At 73.0% G+C, this 20,646-nt stretch carries 19 protein-coding genes; 12 read left to right on the forward strand and 7 right to left on the reverse strand.

Annotated features, from left to right (window positions below; genetic code table 11):
* Nucleotides 1–2 precede the first annotated feature (2 nt).
* The 6 genes from VA596_RS17100 to VA596_RS17125 all read right to left on the reverse strand — a co-directional run bounded on the left by VA596_RS17100 (nt 3) and on the right by VA596_RS17125 (nt 5,946).
* The gene (locus tag VA596_RS17100) at nt 3–209 is read right to left on the reverse strand and encodes an MbtH family protein (RefSeq protein ID WP_323328229.1); all 207 of its coding nucleotides are present in this window, start codon (nt 207–209) and stop codon (nt 3–5) included.
* Nucleotides 206–1,363 carry an MFS transporter gene (locus tag VA596_RS17105; protein WP_323328232.1) on the reverse strand — a complete coding sequence of 386 codons (1,158 nt, stop codon included), beginning with the start codon at nt 1,361–1,363 and terminating at the stop codon, nt 206–208. Before VA596_RS17105 ends, VA596_RS17100 begins: the two co-directional genes overlap by 4 nt.
* 532 nt (nt 1,364–1,895) lie before the next feature.
* Nucleotides 1,896–3,149, reverse strand: a complete 1,254-nt coding sequence (locus tag VA596_RS17110; protein ID WP_323328234.1) for a glutamate synthase-related protein — start codon at nt 3,147–3,149, stop codon at nt 1,896–1,898.
* Entirely contained in the window at nt 3,146–4,141 is a 996-nt protein-coding gene (locus tag VA596_RS17115) for an asparagine synthetase A (RefSeq protein WP_323328236.1), read from the reverse strand. The genes VA596_RS17110 and VA596_RS17115 overlap by 4 nt, the downstream gene beginning before the upstream one ends.
* A 36-nt stretch (nt 4,142–4,177) precedes the next feature.
* The gene (locus tag VA596_RS17120; RefSeq protein WP_323328238.1) at nt 4,178–5,464 is read right to left on the reverse strand and encodes a methylaspartate mutase; all 1,287 of its coding nucleotides are present in this window, start codon (nt 5,462–5,464) and stop codon (nt 4,178–4,180) included.
* A complete protein-coding gene (locus VA596_RS17125; protein WP_323328240.1) occupies nt 5,461–5,946 on the reverse strand; it encodes a cobalamin B12-binding domain-containing protein in 486 nt (161 codons plus the stop codon). The genes VA596_RS17120 and VA596_RS17125 overlap by 4 nt, the downstream gene beginning before the upstream one ends.
* Nucleotides 5,947–6,375: 429 nt before the next feature.
* Here VA596_RS17125 and VA596_RS17130 point away from each other — a divergent pair, with 429 nt between their 5' ends.
* The 8 genes from VA596_RS17130 to VA596_RS17165 all read left to right on the forward strand — a co-directional run bounded on the left by VA596_RS17130 (nt 6,376) and on the right by VA596_RS17165 (nt 15,339).
* On the forward strand, nt 6,376–9,243 hold the full coding sequence (locus VA596_RS17130) for a type 2 lanthipeptide synthetase LanM family protein (protein WP_323328242.1): 2,868 nt from the start codon (nt 6,376–6,378) through the stop codon (nt 9,241–9,243).
* A gap of 38 nt (nt 9,244–9,281) precedes the next feature.
* Entirely contained in the window at nt 9,282–9,461 is a 180-nt protein-coding gene (locus VA596_RS17135) for a hypothetical protein (protein WP_323328244.1), read from the forward strand.
* Between the two features lie 48 nt (nt 9,462–9,509).
* Nucleotides 9,510–9,686, forward strand: a complete 177-nt coding sequence (locus VA596_RS17140; RefSeq protein ID WP_323328247.1) for a hypothetical protein — start codon at nt 9,510–9,512, stop codon at nt 9,684–9,686.
* A gap of 41 nt (nt 9,687–9,727) precedes the next feature.
* Entirely contained in the window at nt 9,728–9,901 is a 174-nt protein-coding gene (locus VA596_RS17145) for a hypothetical protein (protein ID WP_323328249.1), read from the forward strand.
* 68 nt (nt 9,902–9,969) lie between these two features.
* Nucleotides 9,970–12,870: a helix-turn-helix transcriptional regulator gene (locus VA596_RS17150; RefSeq protein ID WP_323328250.1), complete on the forward strand. Its 2,901-nt coding sequence runs from the start codon at nt 9,970–9,972 to the stop codon at nt 12,868–12,870.
* Nucleotides 12,871–12,963: 93 nt separating this feature from the next.
* The gene (locus tag VA596_RS17155; RefSeq protein ID WP_323328252.1) at nt 12,964–13,404 is read left to right on the forward strand and encodes a MarR family winged helix-turn-helix transcriptional regulator; all 441 of its coding nucleotides are present in this window, start codon (nt 12,964–12,966) and stop codon (nt 13,402–13,404) included.
* Nucleotides 13,397–14,782 carry an MFS transporter gene (locus tag VA596_RS17160; RefSeq protein ID WP_323328254.1) on the forward strand — a complete coding sequence of 462 codons (1,386 nt, stop codon included), beginning with the start codon at nt 13,397–13,399 and terminating at the stop codon, nt 14,780–14,782. Before VA596_RS17155 ends, VA596_RS17160 begins: the two co-directional genes overlap by 8 nt.
* An 11-nt stretch (nt 14,783–14,793) precedes the next feature.
* The gene (locus tag VA596_RS17165) at nt 14,794–15,339 is read left to right on the forward strand and encodes a cysteine hydrolase family protein (protein WP_323328255.1); all 546 of its coding nucleotides are present in this window, start codon (nt 14,794–14,796) and stop codon (nt 15,337–15,339) included.
* Between the two features lie 4 nt (nt 15,340–15,343).
* Here VA596_RS17165 and VA596_RS17170 read toward each other — a convergent pair whose 3' ends face one another.
* Nucleotides 15,344–16,777 (reverse strand): amidohydrolase family protein, encoded by a 1,434-nt coding sequence (locus VA596_RS17170; protein WP_323328258.1) that lies wholly within the window; start codon nt 16,775–16,777, stop codon nt 15,344–15,346.
* A 150-nt stretch (nt 16,778–16,927) separates the two neighbouring features.
* On the opposite strand from VA596_RS17170, the gene VA596_RS17175 reads away from it, so the two are divergent.
* The 4 genes from VA596_RS17175 (at nt 16,928) to VA596_RS17190 (ending at nt 20,636) form a co-directional block, all read left to right on the forward strand.
* Nucleotides 16,928–17,734: an IclR family transcriptional regulator domain-containing protein gene (locus VA596_RS17175; protein ID WP_323328260.1), complete on the forward strand. Its 807-nt coding sequence runs from the start codon at nt 16,928–16,930 to the stop codon at nt 17,732–17,734.
* A 73-nt stretch (nt 17,735–17,807) separates the two neighbouring features.
* On the forward strand, nt 17,808–18,977 hold the full coding sequence (locus tag VA596_RS17180) for a CaiB/BaiF CoA transferase family protein (RefSeq protein WP_323328262.1): 1,170 nt from the start codon (nt 17,808–17,810) through the stop codon (nt 18,975–18,977).
* Nucleotides 18,970–19,764, forward strand: coding sequence for a citryl-CoA lyase (locus VA596_RS17185; protein ID WP_323328264.1), 795 nt, complete (start codon nt 18,970–18,972; stop codon nt 19,762–19,764). Before VA596_RS17180 ends, VA596_RS17185 begins: the two co-directional genes overlap by 8 nt.
* Before the next feature lie 11 nt (nt 19,765–19,775).
* Nucleotides 19,776–20,636: a dioxygenase family protein gene (locus tag VA596_RS17190; protein WP_323328266.1), complete on the forward strand. Its 861-nt coding sequence runs from the start codon at nt 19,776–19,778 to the stop codon at nt 20,634–20,636.
* The last annotated feature ends 10 nt before the right edge of the window (nt 20,637–20,646 follow it).

Below are 20,646 nucleotides of genomic sequence, written 5' to 3' on the forward strand. Positions count from 1 at the left end.
GGTCAGCGCATCGAGGCGACGAGGCTGGCCGGGCGCAGGTCCGTCCAGTGCGTCTCGACGTACTCGAGGCAGGCGGCGCGGGTGTCCTCGCCGTGCACGGTCCGCCAGCCGGCCGGGACGTCCACTGTGGACGGCCACAGCGAGTGCTGGTTCTCGTCGTTGACCAGGACCAGGAAGGTGCCGTTCTCGTCTTCGAAGGGGTTGCTCATGACTTCTTCTCCTCTGTGAGGGCGGCCCGGCCGAGTGCCGGGGTAGCGACGAGCAGGGCGAACGCGACGAGCGCGACCGCGGCGTGGGCGAACATGGTGAGCGGGACGCCGAGCGCCTCGACCATGACGCCGATCAGGAGGTTGCCGATCGGGGTGGCGGCCAGGGTGAACAGCGCGAGGATCGACATGACCCGGCCGCGCATCTCGGGCGCGGACCAGCGTTGGGCCAGCGACACCAGCACCAGCGCGGTGAGCCCGGCGACCAGGCCCAGTGCGAAGAACGCGGCGATGCTGACGGCCAGGGAGCCCGTGGCGAGCAGGGCCAGGCAACCGACCTGGGCGCCGAGCCCGCAGGTGGCCAGCAGCCCGGCCCGTGCGCGGGGTGGCCACCTGACGGAGACGATGAAGGCCAGTGACGCGCCGAGCGTCATGGCGGTGAGCAGCCAGCCGGCGCCCTTCTGCCCGCCGAGCAGGACAAGCCCGAGGTTGATCGGCCCGGCACCGCTGAGTTCCAGCAGGCCGGTGACGATCATGGCGGTGCGCAGCGCCGGGCGGACGGCGACGTAACGGCAGCCCTCACCGATGTCTTTCAGGAGCTGCTTGACCTTCACGCGTTCGCGGGGTTCGGCCTTGCTCATCGTCTTCGTGTTGCCGGCGGCGACGGCCGAGACGAGGAAGCTGACCCCGTTGACGACGGCGACGGTGACGAGCCCGCCGAGCCCGGCCAGCCACGACCCGAGCGCCCCACCGGCGGCCTGCCCCCCGCGCACGGCGGCGAGGTAGACGGCGTTGCCCCGCACGAGGTGCTCGGGCGGCAGCAGGTTGGGCCGCAGCGCGTCGGAGGCCGGGATGAAGAAGGCACTGGCCACGGCCATGACGACGATCAGCCCGGTCAGCAGCGGCAGCGAAGGCCCGGCGAACAGCACACAGACGGCCCCGGTGACCATGGCGGCCGCCCGCACGAGATCGGTGGCGATCAACACCCGCCGAGGCCCGGTCCGATCGGCGACGGCCCCGCCGACGAGCAGGGTGAGCACCTTGGGCAGCGAGCCCAGAGCGAGCACGAGCCCGGCAAGCGCGGGCCCAGCGGACCCGACGAGGGTGACGGAGAGGGCGATCAACCAGACGGCATCCCCGAAGGAGGACAACCCCATGGCCAGAACCAGCCCAAGGAAAGGAGCAGGCAGCGCCCGGGACGCGCCCACGCCCGGCTCGGCGATGGCCGTTTCGGGCCTGGCAGCGGTACGCGGAAGGTTCGCGGCAACACTCGGCCCAGGCCCGACTGCCGCGCCCAACTCGGCCGCGACGGCGCCCGGTTTGGCCGAGGTACCCAGCACGCTCCCCGGGCCGCCAGGGCCGGGCATCGCGGTCGCCCGTCCGCCAGCGGTGCCCGGGGTGGCCGCGATAGGCAGCACGCTCGCCGGACCAGCCGGGGCGACATCCGGCAGGCTCGCCTGTTCGGCGGTCATGCCGCACCTCCGGCGGAGTCCGAGGTGGACAACCCAGCCGGGAAGGCAACCCCGCCGGCCCGGGGTCGTGAGTGGGAAACAGGGTTAGAACACTGTTTCCCACTCACGACAAGCCGCGGCAGACCCGTCGTGCCGGACGGGGGTCGTGAGTGTTTAGGAGGGTTAGAACCCGCCTTACCACTCACGACGAGCTGCGGCAGGCTCCACAACCGGGCGGTCATGACAGCACCTGCTCACGAACCGCGTCGGCCTGGCCCGGGAACCAGACGTCTTCCGAGGTCAGGGCGTCCGCGCGGTACTGGCCCAGCGCGCTGATCAACAGCCGCAGTTCCAGTGCCAAAGCCTCCACGAACCGGACCAAGCCCTCACGCGGGTCGGTGTCCACCGCCAGCAACGCCGCACGGCCCAGACCGGCCGCCCGAGCCCCGAGCGCCAGGACCTTCGCCACCCGGGTGCCTTCCCACATCCGGCCGGACGTCAGCAGGCAGCCCTCCGGCGTGCCGATCCGCGACAGGCACTCGGCCAGCGGGAGGCCGACGCCGAGGAACGCCGTCGGTGCCCAGCCGGTGCCGCCCTCGGCACCGTCGACCGTCACCGCGTCCGCACCCGCCGCCCAGGCCACCGCGGCCGCCGAAGCGACGTCACGGCCGGGCAGCAGCTTCACCCAGACGCCGGCACGCGGGAAGTTGTTGCGCATCAGGCGGATCTGCTGGCGCAGGATCTCCGAGGTGAACGTCCCGGGGCTGCTGCTGCGGAGCACCCCCTCGCCCAGCGCGAGGTCCACTGTGTACTGCTCGGCGAGCCGGTCCGCCGACGCGGAGTCGACCAAGGTCATCCCGCCGAGGCCGGGCTTCGCGCCCTGGCCCACCTTCAGCTCGAACGCCAGCCGCCCGGAGTCCAGCAGCGGGGCCGCCGACGGGTCCGAGTACACGAGGTTCCAGACCTCGGCGTCCGCGTCTTCGGTGCTCTGCTGCACGACGACGCCGCCGAGGCCGTCCGGGACCGCGTCGCCGTACGCCCGCAGGCGCTCCAGTAGCGTGCCCGCCGCCGCGCCACCCACGCGGCCGTGGCCGTGGACCGGGACGACGTTCTCGCCGACCACCATCGGGATGCCCAGGCGCGCGGCCTGGGCGCTCGCCGCCGCGCCGAGCCCGGCGCCGGCGACCTGCGTCGAGCCGAACGCCGAGAGGTACAGCGGCAGCGCCGAAGCGAACCCGCCGATGACGGTGTCGAGCGCGACGTCGCCGTACAGCGGTTCGCGGCCCAGCTCGATCAGCTTCTCCAGCCGTCGCGGCATGAACACCGGCGGCACCAGCCGAGCCGACTCCAACGAATCACCCGAGACACCGGCGGAGAACCCGAACAGCGTCGTCCCGTACTCGGCCGCGGGCGGGAAGACCGCGGCGGCACCCAGCCGGGCCCGCGCCCGGACGTCGTCCTCGGGGAAGCCCCCGGCGTGCAGCGCGGTCACGGTGACACCACGCCCGGCAGCTTGGGGAACGCCGTGGCCTGCCACACCGCGTCGAGCCCGGCGACGTAGCGGGTGAACCGCTGGACGCCGAGGCCGAACCCGGCGCTGGCCGGGATGCCTTCGCGGACCAGGTCGAGGTACCAGGCGTACTTGGCCGGGTTCTCCCCCGTCTCGCGCATCCGCGTGACGATCCGGCCGTACTCGTGCTCGCGTTCGCTGCCGCTGCACAGCTCGCCGTACCCCTCCGGCGCGATCAGGTCGAAGTTGCGCAGGATCCCGGGCTGGGACGTGGCTTCGCGGTCGTAGAACCCGCGCGAGCCCTTGGGGTAGTCGACGAGGAAGAACGGCCGGGCGTGCTTCTCCGACAGGATCGCCTCGCCCGCCCAGTCGATCTCGGCGTCCGCGCTCTGCGGGTGGCCGAGTTCGCGCAGGGTCTCGACGGCGGTGGTGTGCGACAGCCGGCCGAACGCGCCGCCGAGCAGGTCGGTGAACGCGCCCGAATCGCGGCCGAGGGCCTCCAGCACGTCGCCGGCGTCCTCGACGACCCGCCGCACGACGTGGGCGACGAGGTCCTGCAGCAGGTCGAGGACGTCGTCGCGGGACGCGCCGGAGACCTCGACGTCGAGCTGGTGGAACTCGGCGAGGTGGCGGCTGGTGTTCGCCGTCTCCAGCGGCTCGAGGCGGACGTTCGGGGCGACGTAGAAGATCTTGTCGAAGCCCAGCAGCGACGCCTGCTTGTAGAGGATCGCGCTGGTCATCAGCTTGTAGCGGTGGCCGTAGTAGTCGACGTCCACCTGCTTCGCGCCGCGGCCTCCCGGGTCGGTGACCGGGCCGATCACCGGCGGCAGCAGCTCGACGAAGCCGCGGCCGCCGAGGAACGCGCGGGCCTCGGTGACCATCCGGTGCTGCAGCCGCAGCACGTGCTTGGTCGTCTCCGCGGTCAGGTGCGTGCGCGGGTCCGGCGGCACGGCGGCGGGATCGGTGTACTCCATGGCGATTTCACTCCCAGCTGGGTCGGCGGAGGTGGTTCAGGCGCGGGCGGGTTCGGGGCTCGGGCCCGGCAGGACGGGATCGAGCCGCCGCCGGTGGTAGGACAGGTCGGCGAGCATCCGGGTCGCGCTGACCCGGTCGCGGCTGCGGCGGCCGCCGAGCGCGGCCGGCAGCGGCATCCGCCCGGTGTGCCACCACTGCAGGCGGCCTTCGTCGTCGAGCACGCACCGGGTTTCGTTGCCGTTGTCGGGGTGCAGGCAGTACGGGACGTCGAGCAGGCCGCGTTCGAACGCCGCCGGCAGCGCCTCGGTCAAGGTGGGCGCTAGGGAGCGCACCTCGTCGACGAGCAGGCGGGCCTGCAGGTAGACCTCGGTGTCCCCGGCGGGCGGCAGGCCGGGTGCGGGCTGGTCGAGGGCGGTGGCGTGGGCCAGCCGCAGCGCGTCCACGTTCTCTTCGACGGTCGGGATCCGGTGGGCCTCGGCGGTGGTCTTGACGATCAGCCGCTCGGTGCCGGTGCGCACGGCCAGCCGCACGCTGTCGGCGAGCAGCTCCCGTGCTCCGGCGGCGCTTTCCGGGAACAGGCCCATGTAGGTGTAGAGGACGACGTGGTGGTCGACGCCCGCGAGCTCTTCGGCGCACAGCCGCCGCATCGCCCACAGCGCCTCGGCGTCCTGCTCGGGGCTGGTCTGCTGGGCGTAGCTGGCGGACACGCTGCGCACGCCGTGTTCGGCGAAGAACAGGCACTCCAGCACCGAAAGCGCGACGAGCAGCCCGGGCGGGCACAGCTGCCCGAGCATGCAGCCGCCGAAGCTCTCCAGGTGGCAGAGCACGCCGCGGTCGGCCTGGGACGCCAGCAGCGTCGCCGACCGGGACCACGACGCCGTCGCCGTCCGCAGCGGCACGCTGCTGTAGGGCAGGCAGTAGGACACCGGGCCGCCTTCGGAGGCGTCCAGGCCGGATTCGAGCATCGCGGCGAAGATGTCCTCCGGCTGCGGCGAACCGTGCCGCATCTGGATCGGGAACCGCGGGCCGAAGAGGCCGTCCAGCACCTCGGCGGTGACGCCGGTGCCGAGGGCCACGAGCGGGTAGCCGTTGAGCTGGACGCCGGACTCGATCGACATCGCGGCGAGGTCGTGCTGCCCGGTGCGGGTGTAGCTGTCGAGCGTCACGGTGCCGACGGCCGGCACCCCGGCCCCGGCGACCGCGTGCAGCCCGCGGCGCATCATGGCGGGATCCGAGAACCCCATCCGCGGCTGGACGAGCAGCGTCCGGCTGCGGCGGTGCTCGGCCACGAAGCTGCTGAACACCGACCGGGCAGCGCTCACCGCAAGGTCCGGACGTTCGCGGCGACGAACTCGCGGAAGGACTCGATGGCCTGACCGGAGTCGCCGGCGCCGACGTGGAAGACCGCGTCGTAGCCCAGCGCCAGCAGCTCGGCCTGCAGCTCGCTGTTGGCGTCGCCGCGGACGCCGAGCTTGCCGCCGATGACGGCGGGCAGCCCGGTCAGCTCGGGGTCGGCCCGCAGGGCGGAGATCACCCGGGCGCCGTCGACGTGGCCGTGGCCGTTGATGGTGCTGATCACCAGGCAGTCCGGCCGCTCGTCGCGGCAGGCGGCCAGCAGCCGCTCGACCGGGACGCAGGCGCCGAGGTTGAGCACCTCGTGCCCCATCTCCTCCATGATCAGCTGGAGGGCGACGAGGTTCCACATGTGCGAGTCGGACTGGACGCTGGACAGGACGAACTTGAGCGGTGGCTCCCCGGCCACGCCGGGCCGGTCGGGGTGCTGCTCGATCTGGAAGGTGGTCATCGTGCGCTCGCTCCCTTGAGATCGGGGAACGTCCGCGGCGCGGCGGGTGCTGGCCACGAACTGTCACGACGAATAGTCATCGGCAGGCGGCCGGCGCACATGGGTGCCGCGTCCCCGCATTCCGGCGACGGCCCGAGCCCCCATGGCCGCCTCGCGCGCGGGCGTCGCGGCCGCGCGCGCGAGTGCGGAACCCGGTACGCCGGGGTGCCCCACGTGGGTGATCCACGGCGTCGGCCGGGTGCTCGTCGCCCGCCCACACCCATGCGGACCCGCCCGCCGGACGGCGCAACCGCCACGTCCGTTCGGCGCAACCGGCGGGTTCGCGACCAGGCGTTTCCCCGCCCGTGCCCCTATAAGCCCCCAGAACGCCCCCATACCCACCCGGAATGCGGGCGTAGCACCCCCATGTAACCCAGGTCACCCGCTGTCATGCTCGATCTCGTGATTCCCCCGCAGCCGAACCCGGCGACGACGACGCTCCCGCCCACCTGGTGGGCGGCCGGCCTGACCCCGCGTGAGCGGCGGTCCGGCGGCCTCCGCCCCGCGTGGGTGGACTTCGCCGAGACGGCGCTCGCGACGGCGGCACCTGTCGCGCCGGCGCCGGGCCCGAGCTGGCGCACGGCGTTCGCGTCCGTGTTCCACCCGTTCGTCGGCGCGGTCCGCGCCGCGATCGCCGACGCCGCAGCGGGTGCGCCCGCCGTCGACGTCGTGCCGGTCGCGGAGGGCTGCGCCGCGCAGCTGGGTCACCAGCTCGCCGGGCTCGCCGCCCGCACGCTGGTGCTGGAGCTGGGCCGGGCCCGCCGGGCCGACCGTCTCACCGGGGAGACCGGCGAAGAGCGTTTCGCCGACTTCGTCCGTCAGGCCGGCACCACCGCCGGGCTCACGGACCTGCTGCACCGCTACCCGGTGCTCGCGCGGCTCGTCGCGCAGGCCGGGCTGTACGCGATCGAGTCGGCCACCGAGCTGCTCGGCCGCTACACCGCCGACTGTGACGCGCTGGCCGGGCTGGTCGGCACCGGCGACCTCGGCCGGCTGGCCGGGATCACGGGCGGCACGGGTGACGCGCACCAGCGCGGCCGTTCGGTCCGCGAACTCCGGTTCGAGGGCGGCGCCCGGGTCGTCTACAAGCCGCGGCCGCTGGGGCTGCACGCGGCCTTCTCCGACGTCGTCGGCTGGCTCAACCCCCGCGTCCCGGGTCTGGAGCTGCAGACGGCCGAGGTCCTGGTCCGGCCCGGGTACGGCTGGCTCCGGTTCGTCGAGCACCGGCCGTGCGCGGACCTCACCGAGGTCGACCGGTTCTACCGCCGCCAGGGGGTGCTGCTCGCTCTGCTGCACGCCCTCGACGGGACCGACGTGCACTTCGAGAACATCATCGCCGCCGGCGACCAGCCGGTGCTGATCGACATCGAGACGCTGTTCCAGCCGGTGCTGGCCGCGGAGGAGCTCGACCTCGACGCCGATCCCGCGTCGGTCCTGCTGGCCCGCTCGGTGCACCGCACGATGCTGCTGCCGCAGATGATCGTCGGTGAGCACGGCGCGGTGGACATCTCCGGCCTCGGCGGCGGGCGGGTCACGGCCCCGGCGCTCGAGCGCGTCGACTGGCTGGACGCGGGCACCGACCGGATGCGGCTGGCCCGCGTCCCCGGCGGCCCCGGCGCCGGGGTCAACCGGCCCACCCTCGGCGGGGTCGACGTCGAACCGGCCGAACACGGCGCCGCCCTGCTGGCCGGGTTCCGCGCCGGCTACGACGCCATCGCCACCGGCGCGGCCGAACTGGCGCCGCTGCTGCAGCGCTGCGCCGCGCACCAGATCCGGATCCTGGTCCGCCCGACCAGCTTCTACGCCCGGATGCTCGACGAGACGACGCACCCGTCGCTGCTGGCCGACGCGGCCGCCCGCGACGACGCGTTCGCGCTGCTGCACGACGACAGCACCGACGACGTCCGCCGCGCGCTGGTCGAGTCCGAGCTGACCGACCTGTGGGCGGGCGACGTCCCGATGTTCACCGGCGAGCCGGGTTCGGCCGACCTGCGGGACACCGAAGGCACGCGGCTGCCCGGGCTGCTTCCCGCGACGCCGCTGGCGTCGGTGCTGGCGAAGACCGCCGGGATGACCACGATCGACCGGCGTGACCAGGAGTGGCTGATCTCCGCCGCGCTGGCCACCAGCCCGGCCGAGGAGACCCACGCGGGCACCGGCGTCACCGACGGCGTGCTGCCGAGCAAGAGCCCCGAGCCCGCGCACCTGCTCTCGGCCGCGTGCGGGATCGCCGACGCGATCATCGCCCGCGCGTCCTCGGCGGGCGGGCGCGTCAACTGGGTCGGGCTCGAGCTCGTCGACGAGAAGTACTGGACCGTGCTGCCGATGGGCGCCGGGCTCGGCGAGGGGTACACCGGGGTGGCGCTGTTCCTGGCCCAGCTCGCGGACCTGACCGGCATCGACCGCTACCGCGACCTGGCCGGGAAGGCGCTGTCCGGTCTGCCGTGGCTGGTTTCCACGCTCGAAGCCGACCCGGAGCTCGCGGAGGCGGCCGGCTGCGGCGGGCTGCTCGGGCTCGGCGGCGTCGCCTACGCCCTGGCCCGCCTCTCGCGGCTGCTCGACCGCCCCGACCTGCTGGAGCTGGCCGCCCGGACCGTCGCGGTGATGCCGGCCGCGACGCCGGAGACGTCGCCGCGGTTCACCACCGGTCTCGCCGGTGGCCTGGTCGCGCTGCGCTCGGTCGCCACCCAGACCGGCCTCGAAAGCGCGACCGTGCTGGCCGACGCCTACGCCGCCGAGCTCGCCGGCCGGTCCATCGACCCCGATCTCGCCGACCCCGGGTTCGCGCACGGCGCGGCCGGCGTCGACTGGGCCCTGATCGGGCACCCGCGGGAGACGGCGACCCTGCCGCCGGCCACCGCGGCGACCGGCCACGGCTGGTGCTCCGGCCTGGCCGGGCAGGTGCTCGCCTACGCCGGGGACCCCGACGTGCTGGGCGGTCTCGACGAGCAGGTCCGGCGCCTGGCCGCCCAGGACCCGCTGCGCGACCTGAGCCTGTGCCACGGCGAAACCGGCATCACCGACGTCCTCGGCGTCCTGGCGGAGACCGGTCACGCCGGCGCCGCGGCCGCCGTGGAGCGCCGGACCGGGCAGCTGCTGACCGCCGTCGAGCAGGACGGCGCGCGCTGCGGCACCCCGGACGCCGTGCCCTCTCCGGGCCTGCTCACCGGCCTGGCCGGGATCGGCTACGGCCTGCTGCGCCTGGGTTTCGGCCCCCGCGTCCCGTCCGCGCTGCTGCTGCAGCCACCGACTCGCTGACCCTTTCCCCACCCCACCCTCCAGAGGAGAAACGCACGATGCCCGAAAACACCGCCGAGACCGTCGAAGCCACCGTCGGCGCCCTGGTGCTCCCCCGCGCGAACCGCTCCGGCGCGCGCAACCAGGCGCTGGCCGGGACGCGGCCCCGGTTGTCCGGGGTCACGTTGGACACGCTCGGCACCCCGACCGTCGTCACCAACGGCACGTTCGCCCTCTGACGTCCTTCGCCCCGCACGCCCGAGAACCACCGAGAGCGGAGTCACCCCATGAGCGAGCAGGACTTCTCCGGCCAGGACAACCCGATCGGCGACTTGACGCTCCCCCGCACCTCCCGGTCCGGCGCCCGCAACCGCGCGCTGTCCGGGCGGCCGGCGCGGCCGAGCCAGCACGACATGAGCACCCTGGACATCACGCCCGTCTTCACCGTCGGTTTCCCCCAGTAACCCCTCATCCCCCCAGTACTACCGAGAGTGGAGCCACCCGCATGACCGAGCACGACTTCGCCGGCCAGGACAACCCGATCGGCGACTTGATCCTCCCCCGCACCTCCCGCTGCGGTGCCCGCAACCACGCCCTCTCGGGCAAGGCGGCGCGCGCGAGCCAGAACTCTCTGACCACGATGGACATCACGGTCGTCACCGGCGGTTTCGCCGAATAGTGAGACGCTCCGGGCGTGGGCAATTCGGCCTACGTCCGGAGGGGTCCCGTCCGGTTATAGTGACCGCGATGGGCATCCGTTCTACGCGCCTGATCGGGCGCGACAGGGAGCTCGACGCCCTGTCCCAGGCTTTGGAGGAGGCCCGCACCGACCACGGTGGGGCCTTCTTCCTTGTCGGCGAGGGCGGAATCGGGAAGTCCCGGCTCGCGGCCGACATCGCCTCGCGGGCGCTGGCGAGCGGGGTGCCGGTGCTGCGCGGCCGGGCCAGCTCGATCGGCCCGATGGTGCCGTTCCGGCCGCTGGCCGAAGCGCTGCTGTCGCACTTCCGCGGCGGGCTCCCGCCCTCGGCGCCCGAGCTCGACCCGCTCGTGCCGGTGCTCGCCCGGCTCGTGCCCGACTGGTACCGCGGCGACCGGCCGCACGACAACGGCAACCTGCTCGTGCTGGCCGAAGCGGTGTTCCGGCTGCTGTCGGTCGCCGGCCGCGACGGCGGCTGCCTGATCGTGCTGGAGGACCTGCACAACGCCGACGCCGAGTCGCTGTTCATCGTCGAGTACCTCGTCGACAACCTGGCCTCCAGCCAGGTGATGCTGATCGGCACGCTGCGCAACGAGCCGGGTGAGGCGCTGCGCCTGGCGACCGCGGCGGCGCAGCGCTCATCGAGCCACACCTTCGAGCTGACCCGTCTGGACGCCGGGCGCACCCGCGAGTTCGCGGCCGCCTGCCTGGAGACCGAACCGGCGATGGTTCCCGCCGCCGTCGCGAACCTGTTGTGGCAGAACAGCGAAGGGGTGCCGTTCGTCGTCGAGGAGCTGCTGCACGGCATGCTCGGCGACGGCCTGCTCGTCGGCGGGCCGTCCGGCTGGCAGGTGGTGGGCGAGCTGCAGGCCCGGGTGCCCGAGGCGTTGATCAGCAGCATCGCCACCCGGGTGGACGCGCTCGGCGCGGACGGCGAGACGCTGCTGTCGGTGGCCGCGGTGCTGGGCCGGCGGTTCCCGCTTTCGGTGGTGCAGGCGGTGACCGACATGGACGACCGCATGCTGCACAACCACATCAGCGCCAGCGTCGCCGCGCACCTGGTCACCACCGATGAGACCACCCCGGGCTGGTACGCCTTCCGCCACCCGCTGACCGCCGAGGCCCTGCTGGCCCGGCTCGTGCCTTCGACGAAGGCCAACCTGGCGCGGCGGGCGGCCGACGCCGTCGAGCAGCTGCACCCCGGTTTGCCCGGTGAGCTGTGCGCGCTGGCCGCGACGCTGCGGCTGACGGCGATGGACCACCCCGGCGCCGGGCGGCTGTTCGCCGAGGCCGGCCGCCGCGCGCTCGACGGCGGCGCGGCCGACACGGCGGTGACGATGCTGATCCGCGCCGTCGAGCTGCTGGCCACGGCGGGCCCCGACGACCGGGCCGACGCCCTGGAGTCGCTGCTGCACGCGCTCGGGCAGACCGGGCAGTTCGACCGGGCCGTCGAGTTCTCCGCCCGCTTCGCCGAGATCGGCCGCCTGGAACGGGCCGTCGACCTGCACATCCAGCTGGCGTGGGCGGCCTACATCGGCGGGCGGTACGACGAGTGCCTCAACCAGATCGAGCAGGCCCGCGCCCCGCTCGGCGGTGAGATCACCGAAGAGCAGAAGGCCGGCCTCGACGCCGTCGAAGCGTCGCTGTGGCTCGACATCCCGGGTCCGGCGCACACCGAGCGGGCCCGGAAGCTGGCCGAGCAGGCGTGGGAGGTCGCCGAGCGTGCCGGCGTGCCGTTCGTGTCGTGCCAGGCGCTGCAGGTCCTCGGCATGGTGGCGCTGGAGACGGACCTGGCCGAGGCCGAGCGGTACCTGCAGCTCGCGCGGCGGATGGCCGAGCGGCACCAGCTGACGCACCTGCGCACCCAGGTGCTCGTCCGCCTCGGCGGGCACCGGATGCTCGCCGAGGGCGACGTCCGCACGTTCGACCTGGCCCGCGCGGAGGCCCAGCGCACCGGGGCGATCACGCTGACCTGTGCGGTCGACGCGAGCCGCGCGGTGCACGCGGTGATGCGGGGCGAGTTCGCGCAGGCGGAGACGATCCTGGGCGAGAACCTCGCGGTGCTGGGCCGGCTCCGGCTGGTCGCGCTGCAGCAGTACACGCACATGACCCGCGCGATGGTGGCCGCGCACCAGGCGGACCGGCCGCGGATGGAACGTGCGCTCGAGGACTTCCGCGCGGAGGGCGGCGCCGGCGCGCAGGAGCTCGTGCTGAGCGTCGGGCTGGCGCAGGTGTTCTGTTCGCTGCTCGAAGAGGACGCCGACCGCGCGCGCCGCGAGCTGGCGCAGGTCATGGCGCTGGAAGAGCAGCAGCCGAGCCGGTTCCACCTGGCGGGCCAGCACGGGCTGCGCCTGCTGATCGAGGCGCTCGACGGGACGGAGACCGATCTCGACGGCCCCCGGGCCGCGGTCAGCGGGATGCGCTGGAACCGGCAGTTCGTGCAGCTGGGCGAGGCGGTGCGGCACGGCCGCGCGGGCGAGGCCGGCCTCGCCGACGAGGCGCTCGCGCGGGCGGTCGAGACCGCAGCGCCGTTCCCGGTCAGCCGTCACCTCGGGCTGCGCATGATCGCCGAGTCCGCCGCGGCCGACGGCTGGGGCGACCCGGTCACGTGGCTGAAAGAAGCCGAGGAGTACTTCCACCAGGCCGGCATCACGGCCGTGGCCAGTGCGTGCCGCGGCCTGCTGCGCAAGATCGGCGCCCCGGTGGGCCAGCGCCGCGAAGGCTCGGACCGGCTCCCGGCCGACCTGCGCTCCGCGGGGGTGACCGTGCGGGAGTACGAGGTGCTGCAGCTGCTGGCGGACAACATGGGCAACAAGGACATCGCCCGCCGCCTGCACATCTCGCCGCGCACGGTGGAGAAGCACGTGGCGAGCCTGATGGCCAAGTCGAACCTGCAGAACCGCACCGCGCTCACCGAATACGCGTCGAGCACGCGGAACGCCTCGAGGTAGCCCGCGACGTCCGTCGTCGCCGGGTTCCGTCGTGCCCGGAAAGTGCGCAGTCAAAACTGGACAGTTTGTGATGCGCAGTCTAAGCTGCACATTGTGAGTGAAGACTTCGCGCCGTCCTCGATCCAGGCCTCCCAGGTGGTCCGCACGGTCATCGGCCGGCTGCGGCGCCGCATCCTCAACGCCGCGCAGGACGAGGACCTCACCTTCGGCCAGGCCTCCGTCCTCGCGCGCCTCAGCGGCTGGCAGGGCGTCACGGCCAGCCAGCTCGCCGCCGCGGAGGGGGTGCGGCACCAGTCGATGACCTCGACGCTCGCGGCGCTCGCCGCGCTGGGGCTGATCGAGCGCAACCCGGACCCCGACGACGGGCGGCGCGTGCTGGTCAGCCTGACCACCGAGGGGCTCAAGCGGGTCGAGGTGGGGCGCCAGGCCCGGAGCGAATGGCTCGCCGGGCAGCTGCAGGAGCGGTGCACGGAAGAAGAACGACAGGTGGTGATCGCCGCCATGGACGTACTGGAAAGGCTGACCGATGAGTGAACGGACGGCGACCGCGACCAGGTTCGACCGGCGGCTGCTGCCGCCGATGCTGCTGGGTTCGGTGCTGAACCCGATCAACTCCACGATCATCTCCGTCGCGCTGATCCCCATCGGCCGCGCGCTGGGGGCGCCGCCGTCGGAAACGGCGTGGCTGGTGTCCGCGCTGTACCTGGCCACCTCGCTCGGCCAGCCGGTGATGGGCCGGCTCATCGACCTCTTCGGCCCGCGGCGGTTGTTCCTCGCCGGCACCACCCTCGTCGGCCTGGCCGGCGTGCTGGGCACGTTCGCGCCGAACATGGAGGTGCTGATCGCGTCGCGGGTCCTGCTCGGGTTCGGGACCTGCGCCGGTTATCCCGCCTCGATGGCGTTGCTGCGCAGCGAGTCCCGGCGCACGGGTGAGGACAACCCCAACGGGGTGCTGACCGCGCTGGCCGTGGCCAACCAGACCATCGCCGTCGTCGGCCCGCTGCTGGGCGGGCTGCTGATCGGAGTGGGTGGCTGGCGGGCGACGTTCGCGCTCAACGTCCCGCTCGCGGCCGCGGCCGTCCTCTTGGGACTGCTGCGCCTGCCCAAGCACACCGGAGACTCCCCCGAGCGCGGCAACCTGGCCGCCCGGCTGGACCTGCCCGGCATGGGCCTGTTCGCCGCGATGCTCGTGTCGCTGCTGCTGTTCCTGATGAACCTGCATCTCCGCAACGGGTACCTGCTGGTGATCACCGTCGCCGCGGGCGCCGCGTTCGGGGTGCGGGAGCTGCGGGCCGCGAGCCCGTTCATCGACCTGCGGGTATTGGGCGGCAACACCCCGCTGCTGGCGACCTACGCCCGCGCGGTCGTCGCCTACGTCGTGGCCTATTCCTTCCTCTACGGCTTCAGCCAGTGGACCGAGGAGGGGTTCGGGCTCTCGGCGTTCCACGCCGGGCTGGTGCAGATCCCGATGTTCGTCACGGCGATCGGCGTCTCGCTCGTGGCCGGGCGACGCCGGGGCGTGCGCGGCAAGCTCCTGGTCGGCGCGGTCGGGCAGATCGCGGCCTGCCTGGTGATGCTCACCCTGGGCGGGGAGAGTCCACTGTGGATGCTGCTGCTGGTCGCGCTGATCTTCGGTGTCCCGCAGGGGCTGAACAACCTGGCCCTGCAGAACGCCGTCTACTTCCAGGCCGACCCCGAGCGCACCGCGTCCTCGGCCGGGCTGCTGCGCACCTTCGCCTACGTCGGCTCGATGATCGCGTCCGCCACCACCGCGATCTCCTTCGGCGACCGCGCCGACACCGGCGGCATGCACGAGCTGGCCTGGGTGATGCTCGCCGCCGGCGTGCTCTACCTGCTCGTCACGCTCTTCGACCGCACCCTCGGCCGCGTCCGCGCGCCGGGAACCGACTGAAAGGCATCTCCTTGTCCCGCACCGCCCTGCTGCTGATGGACCTGCAGCGCGCCAACCTCACGCACGTTCCCGACGACTACCTGCCCCGCGCCGTCGAGGCGCTCGAGGCCGCCCGCGCCGCCGGGGTTCCGGTCATCCACATCGTCGTCCAGCTGCGCGCAGGCCACGTCGACGCCCACCCGCGCAACAGGATGTTCGGTTCCCTGCCCGGCCACCTGTTCACCGCCGACGACCCCGACGCCGCCATCCACGACGACGTCGCGCCCGACGGCGGCGAGATCGTCGTGGTCAAGAACCGCGTCAGCGCCTTCGCCGGCAACAACCTCCGGCAGCTCCTCGACGCGCAGGACGTCACCCACCTGGTGCTGGCCGGGATCGCCACGAGCGGCGTCGTCCTGTCCACCACCCTGCAGGCCGTCGACCTCGACTACGCGGTCACCGTGCTGTCCGACGCCTGCGCCGACCGGAACCCGGCCTTGCACGACACGCTGGTGAACGACGTCTTCGCCCGCCGCGGCGACGTCGTGACCGTCGCAGAGTGGGCGAAGAGCCTCTGACCGGCTAGCCGCCGTGGGTGGAGTCGCTCTGGTAGGTGGTGTAGGTGTACGGGTTGTCGAGCACCTTCGTCTCGGGGACGTCGGGGTTCATCCCCTGCCGCCACGCTTCCTCGCCCAGCTGGGAGCGCAGGTAGTCCACTGTGGACTCCACCTCGCGGCGGACCGCGGGCAGGTCCACGCCGACGAGCCGGCCGTCGGCCTTCACGATCCGGCCGTCGACCAGGACCGTGTGGACGTCGGCCCGCTGCGCCTGGAACGCCACGTGGCCGTACGGGTTCAGCAGCGGGAACGACACCGGCGAGGCGTCGTTCTTCAGCAGCACCACGTCCGCCTTCTTGCCGACCTCGAGGCTGCCCAGGTCGGCCGAGCGACCCAAAGCCGTGGCGCCGCCGCGGGTGGCCCACTCCACCACCTGCTCCGCGCGCAACGCCGCGTGCGTCACCGTCTCGCCCAGCTTGTGGGCCTCCAGGTGCTCGCGCGAGCGGTCCGCGCCGAGGGTGGAGCGCATCGCCGAGAACAGGTCGCCGCTCCACCAGACCGACGTGTCCATCGACAGCGACACCGGGATGCCGTAGGCGCGCAGGGCCCAGGTGGGCGGGTAGCCCTGCCCGGCGCTCTGCTCGCTCTCGGTCGACACCGACACCGAGCCGCCGGTGGCCGCGATGCGGTGGTAGGAGTCGGCCGAGAGGGACGCGCTGTGGACGTAGACCGTCTCCGGCGTCATGAAGCCGTTCTCGTACATCAGCCGGATGCCGTCGTCGCCGGTCGCGCCCCAGACACCCGCGTGGGTCGTCACCGGCACGCCCAGCTCGCGTGCCACCTCGAACGCCGGCTTCTCGGGGAACGCCGGGTCGCCGGTGACGTCGAAGGCGAGCTGGAAGCCGAGGTCGCCGCCGGCGCGGCGGGAGACGAAGTCGCGGAACTCCGGCGTGCCCGTCCAGGTGGCCGGGGCGTCCTGGATGTTGCCGTAGGCCAGCACGAACCGGCCGGGCACGGCCTCGAGGGCGTCGGCGGCGGCGTCGGCGTGCTGGGTGGTCTGCAGGCCGTGTGACCAGTCCACTGTGGTCGTGACGCCCGCTTCGAGGGCTTCCCACGCGCCCAGCAGGTTGCCGGCGTGGATGTCCTCGGGACGGAAGATCTTGCCCCACTCCAGGTAGTACCAGACGAAGTACTGGGTCAGCGTCCAGTCGGCGCCGTAGCCGCGCATGGCCGTCTGCCACATGTGCCGGTGGGTGTCGATCATGCCCGGCATGACGATGCCGCCCGCCGCGTCGATCTCGACCGCGCCCGGCGGGGCCTCCAGCGCGGGGCCGATCGCGGCGATCCGGTCGCCGGTGACCAGGACGTCGGTGTCGCCGAGGACCCGGCGGCTTTCGTCGAGGGTCAGCACCGTGCCGCCCCGCAGGAGTACGGGTCTGCCGTCGGTGGGCTGCGTCATCGCTGCCTCTTCTCTGCGCAATTTCTGCGTACACTCGTCCGCTGGACGGACACAGGCTGGGCGCAGTCACTTTTGCCCAGTGCCGGGCCGGTGTCAATCCCCGCCGCTACGCTGCCCGTGAGGGCCGTGCCATGCCAGAGGGAGGTCGCGATGCCACGCGAGGGAACCGGTCCCGACTTCATCGAAGCGCTCGCGCGCGGGCTCGAGGTCATCACGGCGTTCCGCCCGCACCAGCAGGCGATGACGCTGGCCGAGGTGGCCACGGCGGCGAACCTGGCCCGCCCGACGGCCCGGCGGATCCTGCTGACCCTCGAAGAGCTCGGCTACGTCCGCACCGACGGCCGCGGCTACTCCCTGACGCCGCGGGTGCTCGACCTCGGCGTCGCCTACGTGCGCTCGGCCGGCCTGTGGGACGTCGCCCGCCCGCACCTGGAACGGCTGGTCGCGCGCACCAACGAATCGTGCTCGATCGCCCAGCTCGACGGCTCGGACATCGTCTACGTGGCCCGGGTGGCGGTGCCGAAGATCGTGGGGCTCACCGTGCAGATCGGCACCCGGTTCCCGGCGCTGCCGACGTCGCTGGGCAAGGTCCAGCTCGCCGCGCTGCCCCTCGACGAACTCGAGGCGGTGCTGGCCGAGCCGACGCGCTCCGGGCTGGTCGCGCGCTGGCGGCCGGACCGGGCCGAGCGCGACGCCGAACTGCGCGAGGTCCGGGCCCGTGGCTGGGCGCTGACCGACGAGCAGCTCGCGCTGGGTATCCGGTCGGTCGCCGCGCCGCTGCGCGACGGGTCGGGCCGGGTGATCGCCGGGGTCAACGTCAACTGCCACGCCGCCGAGACGCCGGTCGACCGGCTGCTGGAGCACCACCTGCCGCTGCTGCTGCAGGCCGCCGGGGACATCAGCGCCGACTTCGCCCGGCTGGCCGACGTCCCGCACGTGACGGTCCCGGCGTCTTGACCGCGGCGAGCCCGCTACCCCAGACTGAGCGGACACACGTCCGACTGACGGACGTCGGAAGGCGAGGGTTCGGGTGGACAACAACGCGGCCGGTCCGCTGACCGGGCTGCTGGTCGCGGACTTCTCCCGGGTGCTCGCCGGGCCGTACGCCACGATGCTGCTGGCCGACCTGGGCGCCGAGGTCGTCAAGGTCGAAGGCCCGCAGGGTGACGAGACCCGGACGTGGATGCCGCCGGTGCGCGGCGACGTCTCGACCTACTACCTGGGGATCAACCGCGGGAAGCGCTCCATCGCCCTGGACCTGCGCGACGAAGCCGACGCCGTCGTCGCCCGCGAGCTGGCGGCCCGCGCGGACATCCTGATCGAGAACTTCAAGCCGGGCGGCCTGGCCAAGTACGGCCTCGACTACGACAGCGTCCGGACCGCCAACCCGGGGTCGGTGTACGCGTCGATCAGCGGGTTCGGCTCGGGCGAGGGCGCGCACGTGCCCGGGTACGACCTGATGGTGCAGGCGATCTCCGGGCTGATGAGCCTGACCGGCGACCCGGACGGCCCGCCGTACCGGGCCGGGATCTCGGTGTTCGACGTGATGGCCGGCAACCACGCCGTGATCGGCATCCTCGCCGCGCTGCGCCACCGCGACACCACCGGCGAAGGACAGCACGTCGAGGTCAACCTGCTGTCCTCGGCGCTGACCGGGCTGGTCAACCACAGCTCGGCCTACGCGGCCGGCGGGGTGGTGCCGTACCGGATGGGCAACGCCCACCCCAGCGTCTTCCCGTACGAGCCGCTGCCCACCGCGGACAACGACCTGATCGTCGCCGCGGCCAACGACGGCCAGTTCCGCCGGCTGTGCGAAGTCCTGGACCTGCCCGACGTCCCCGACGACCCGCGGTTCGCGCGCAACGCCGACCGCACCAAGAACCGCGAGCAACTCCGGCCGATCCTCGTTGAGCGGCTGGCCACGCGCGGCGCGGTCGAGTGGTTCGAGGCGCTGACGAAGGTCGGTGTGCCGTGCGGGCCGATCAACACCATCGACGGCGGCTTCGCGATGGCCGAGCGCTTCGGCCTCGACCCGATCGTCGAGGTCGGCGAGGGCGACCGCGCGGTGCCGACCACCCGCCACCCCATCCGCTTCTCCGCCACCCCCGCCGCCTACCGGCTGCCCCCGCCGGAGCTGGACGAGCACGGCGCCGAGCTGCGAGCGTGGCTGACCACCCCACGGGAGGACGGCGATGGCTGACCAGCCGGTCTACGAAACGGCCCTCGGTGCGTCCACTCGGGACAAGATCACCCTGCTCGGCCAGGACCTCGCCCAGGACGTGATGGGCGAGGTCGGCTTCGGCGAGCTGGCGTTCTGGCTCGCCACGCAACGGCGTCCGTCCAAAGGCGAAACGCGGGTCTTCGAAGCGGTACTGGCCGCCCTCGCCGACCACGGGTTCACCCCGACCGCGATCGTCACCCGGCTGACCTACCTCTCGGCACCCGACTCGGTCCAGGGCGCGCTCGCCGCGGGCCTGCTCGGCGGCGGTTCGCGCTTCCTCGGTGTCACCGAGGACTGCGGCCGGTTCCTCCACGACGTCCTCACGGGTGTCGAGCTGCCGACCGACGAGGCCGGGTGGGACGCGCTGGCGTTGAAGACCGTCGAAAGCATGCGGGCGCAACGGAAGTTCGTCCCCGGGCTCGGGCACCACGTGCACAAGGACGGCGACCCGCGCACGGCGCGGCTGTTCGAGATCGCCGCCGAAGAGGGCCTGCGCGGCCCGCACCTGGAGCTGTTCGCGGCGATCGGCCGGGTGCACCCCCAGGTGCTCGGCAAGACGCTGCCGCTCAACGGCGCGGGCGTCTGCGGCGCCGCGCTCGCCGACCTCGGCCTGCCGCTGGAGCTGCTGCGCGGGTTCGCGCTGCTGGCCCGGACGGCCGGGCTGATCGGGCAGCTCGCCGAGGAGCTGCGCCACCCCGTCGCGAACGACATCTTCCTGTCGGTCGACCTGAACAACCGGTCCGTCGCCCCGGACCCGGAATCCTGAGAGGAACGCCGATGCAGCTGGTCACCGAGGACAACATCACCGAGCTCGCCGCGCGGCGCTGGGCGAGCGCGCACGACCCGCGGACCGCGGAGCTGATGGCCGCGCTCGTGCGTCACCTGCACGCCTTCGCCCGCGAAGTCCGCTTGAGCGAGACCGAGTGGATGGCCGCGATGAAGTGGCTCACCGAGACCGGGCAGATCAGCGACGAGAAGCGCGAGGAGTTCATCCTCGCCTCCGACGTACTGGGCCTGAGCATGCTGGTCGTGCAGATGAACCACGCCTTCGACGCGAAGGCCACGCCCGCGACGGTGCTCGGCCCGTTCCACATCGACGGCTCACCGGAGAAGGACTTCGGCGGCGACATGTCCGACGGCCTCCCGGGCGCGCCGCTCTACGTCACCGGCACGGTCACCGGCCTCGACGGCTCCCCCGTCGGCGGCGCGGTCCTCGACGTCTGGCAGGCCGACGAGGAAGGCGCGTACGAGTCGCAGATCCCCGGCATCGACGAGGCGCGGCTGCGCGCGAAGTACGCCACGCGCGCCGACGGGTCGTACTGCCTGCGCACGATCGCGCCGAAGGGCTACTCGATCCCGATGGACGGCCCGGTCGGCGAGCTGATCAGCGGCACCGACATCAGCCACTACCGGCCGGCGCACGTGCACTTCCTGATCAACGCGGCCGGGTACGAGCCGCTGATCACGCACCTGTTCCAGGAGGGCGCCGAGTACCTCGACAGCGACGTCGTGTTCGGCACCAAGCAGGAGCTGGTCGTGACCTTCGAGTCCCGCGAGCCGGGGCCGACCCCGGACGGCGGGCACTCCGACGAGCCGTGGCTCGAAGCCCGTTACGACTTCGTGCTGCAGCCCGCGTAGGCCCGCCGCC

The organism is Amycolatopsis heterodermiae, assembly GCF_034929455.1.
GTDB lineage: Bacteria > Actinomycetota > Actinomycetes > Mycobacteriales > Pseudonocardiaceae > Amycolatopsis > Amycolatopsis heterodermiae.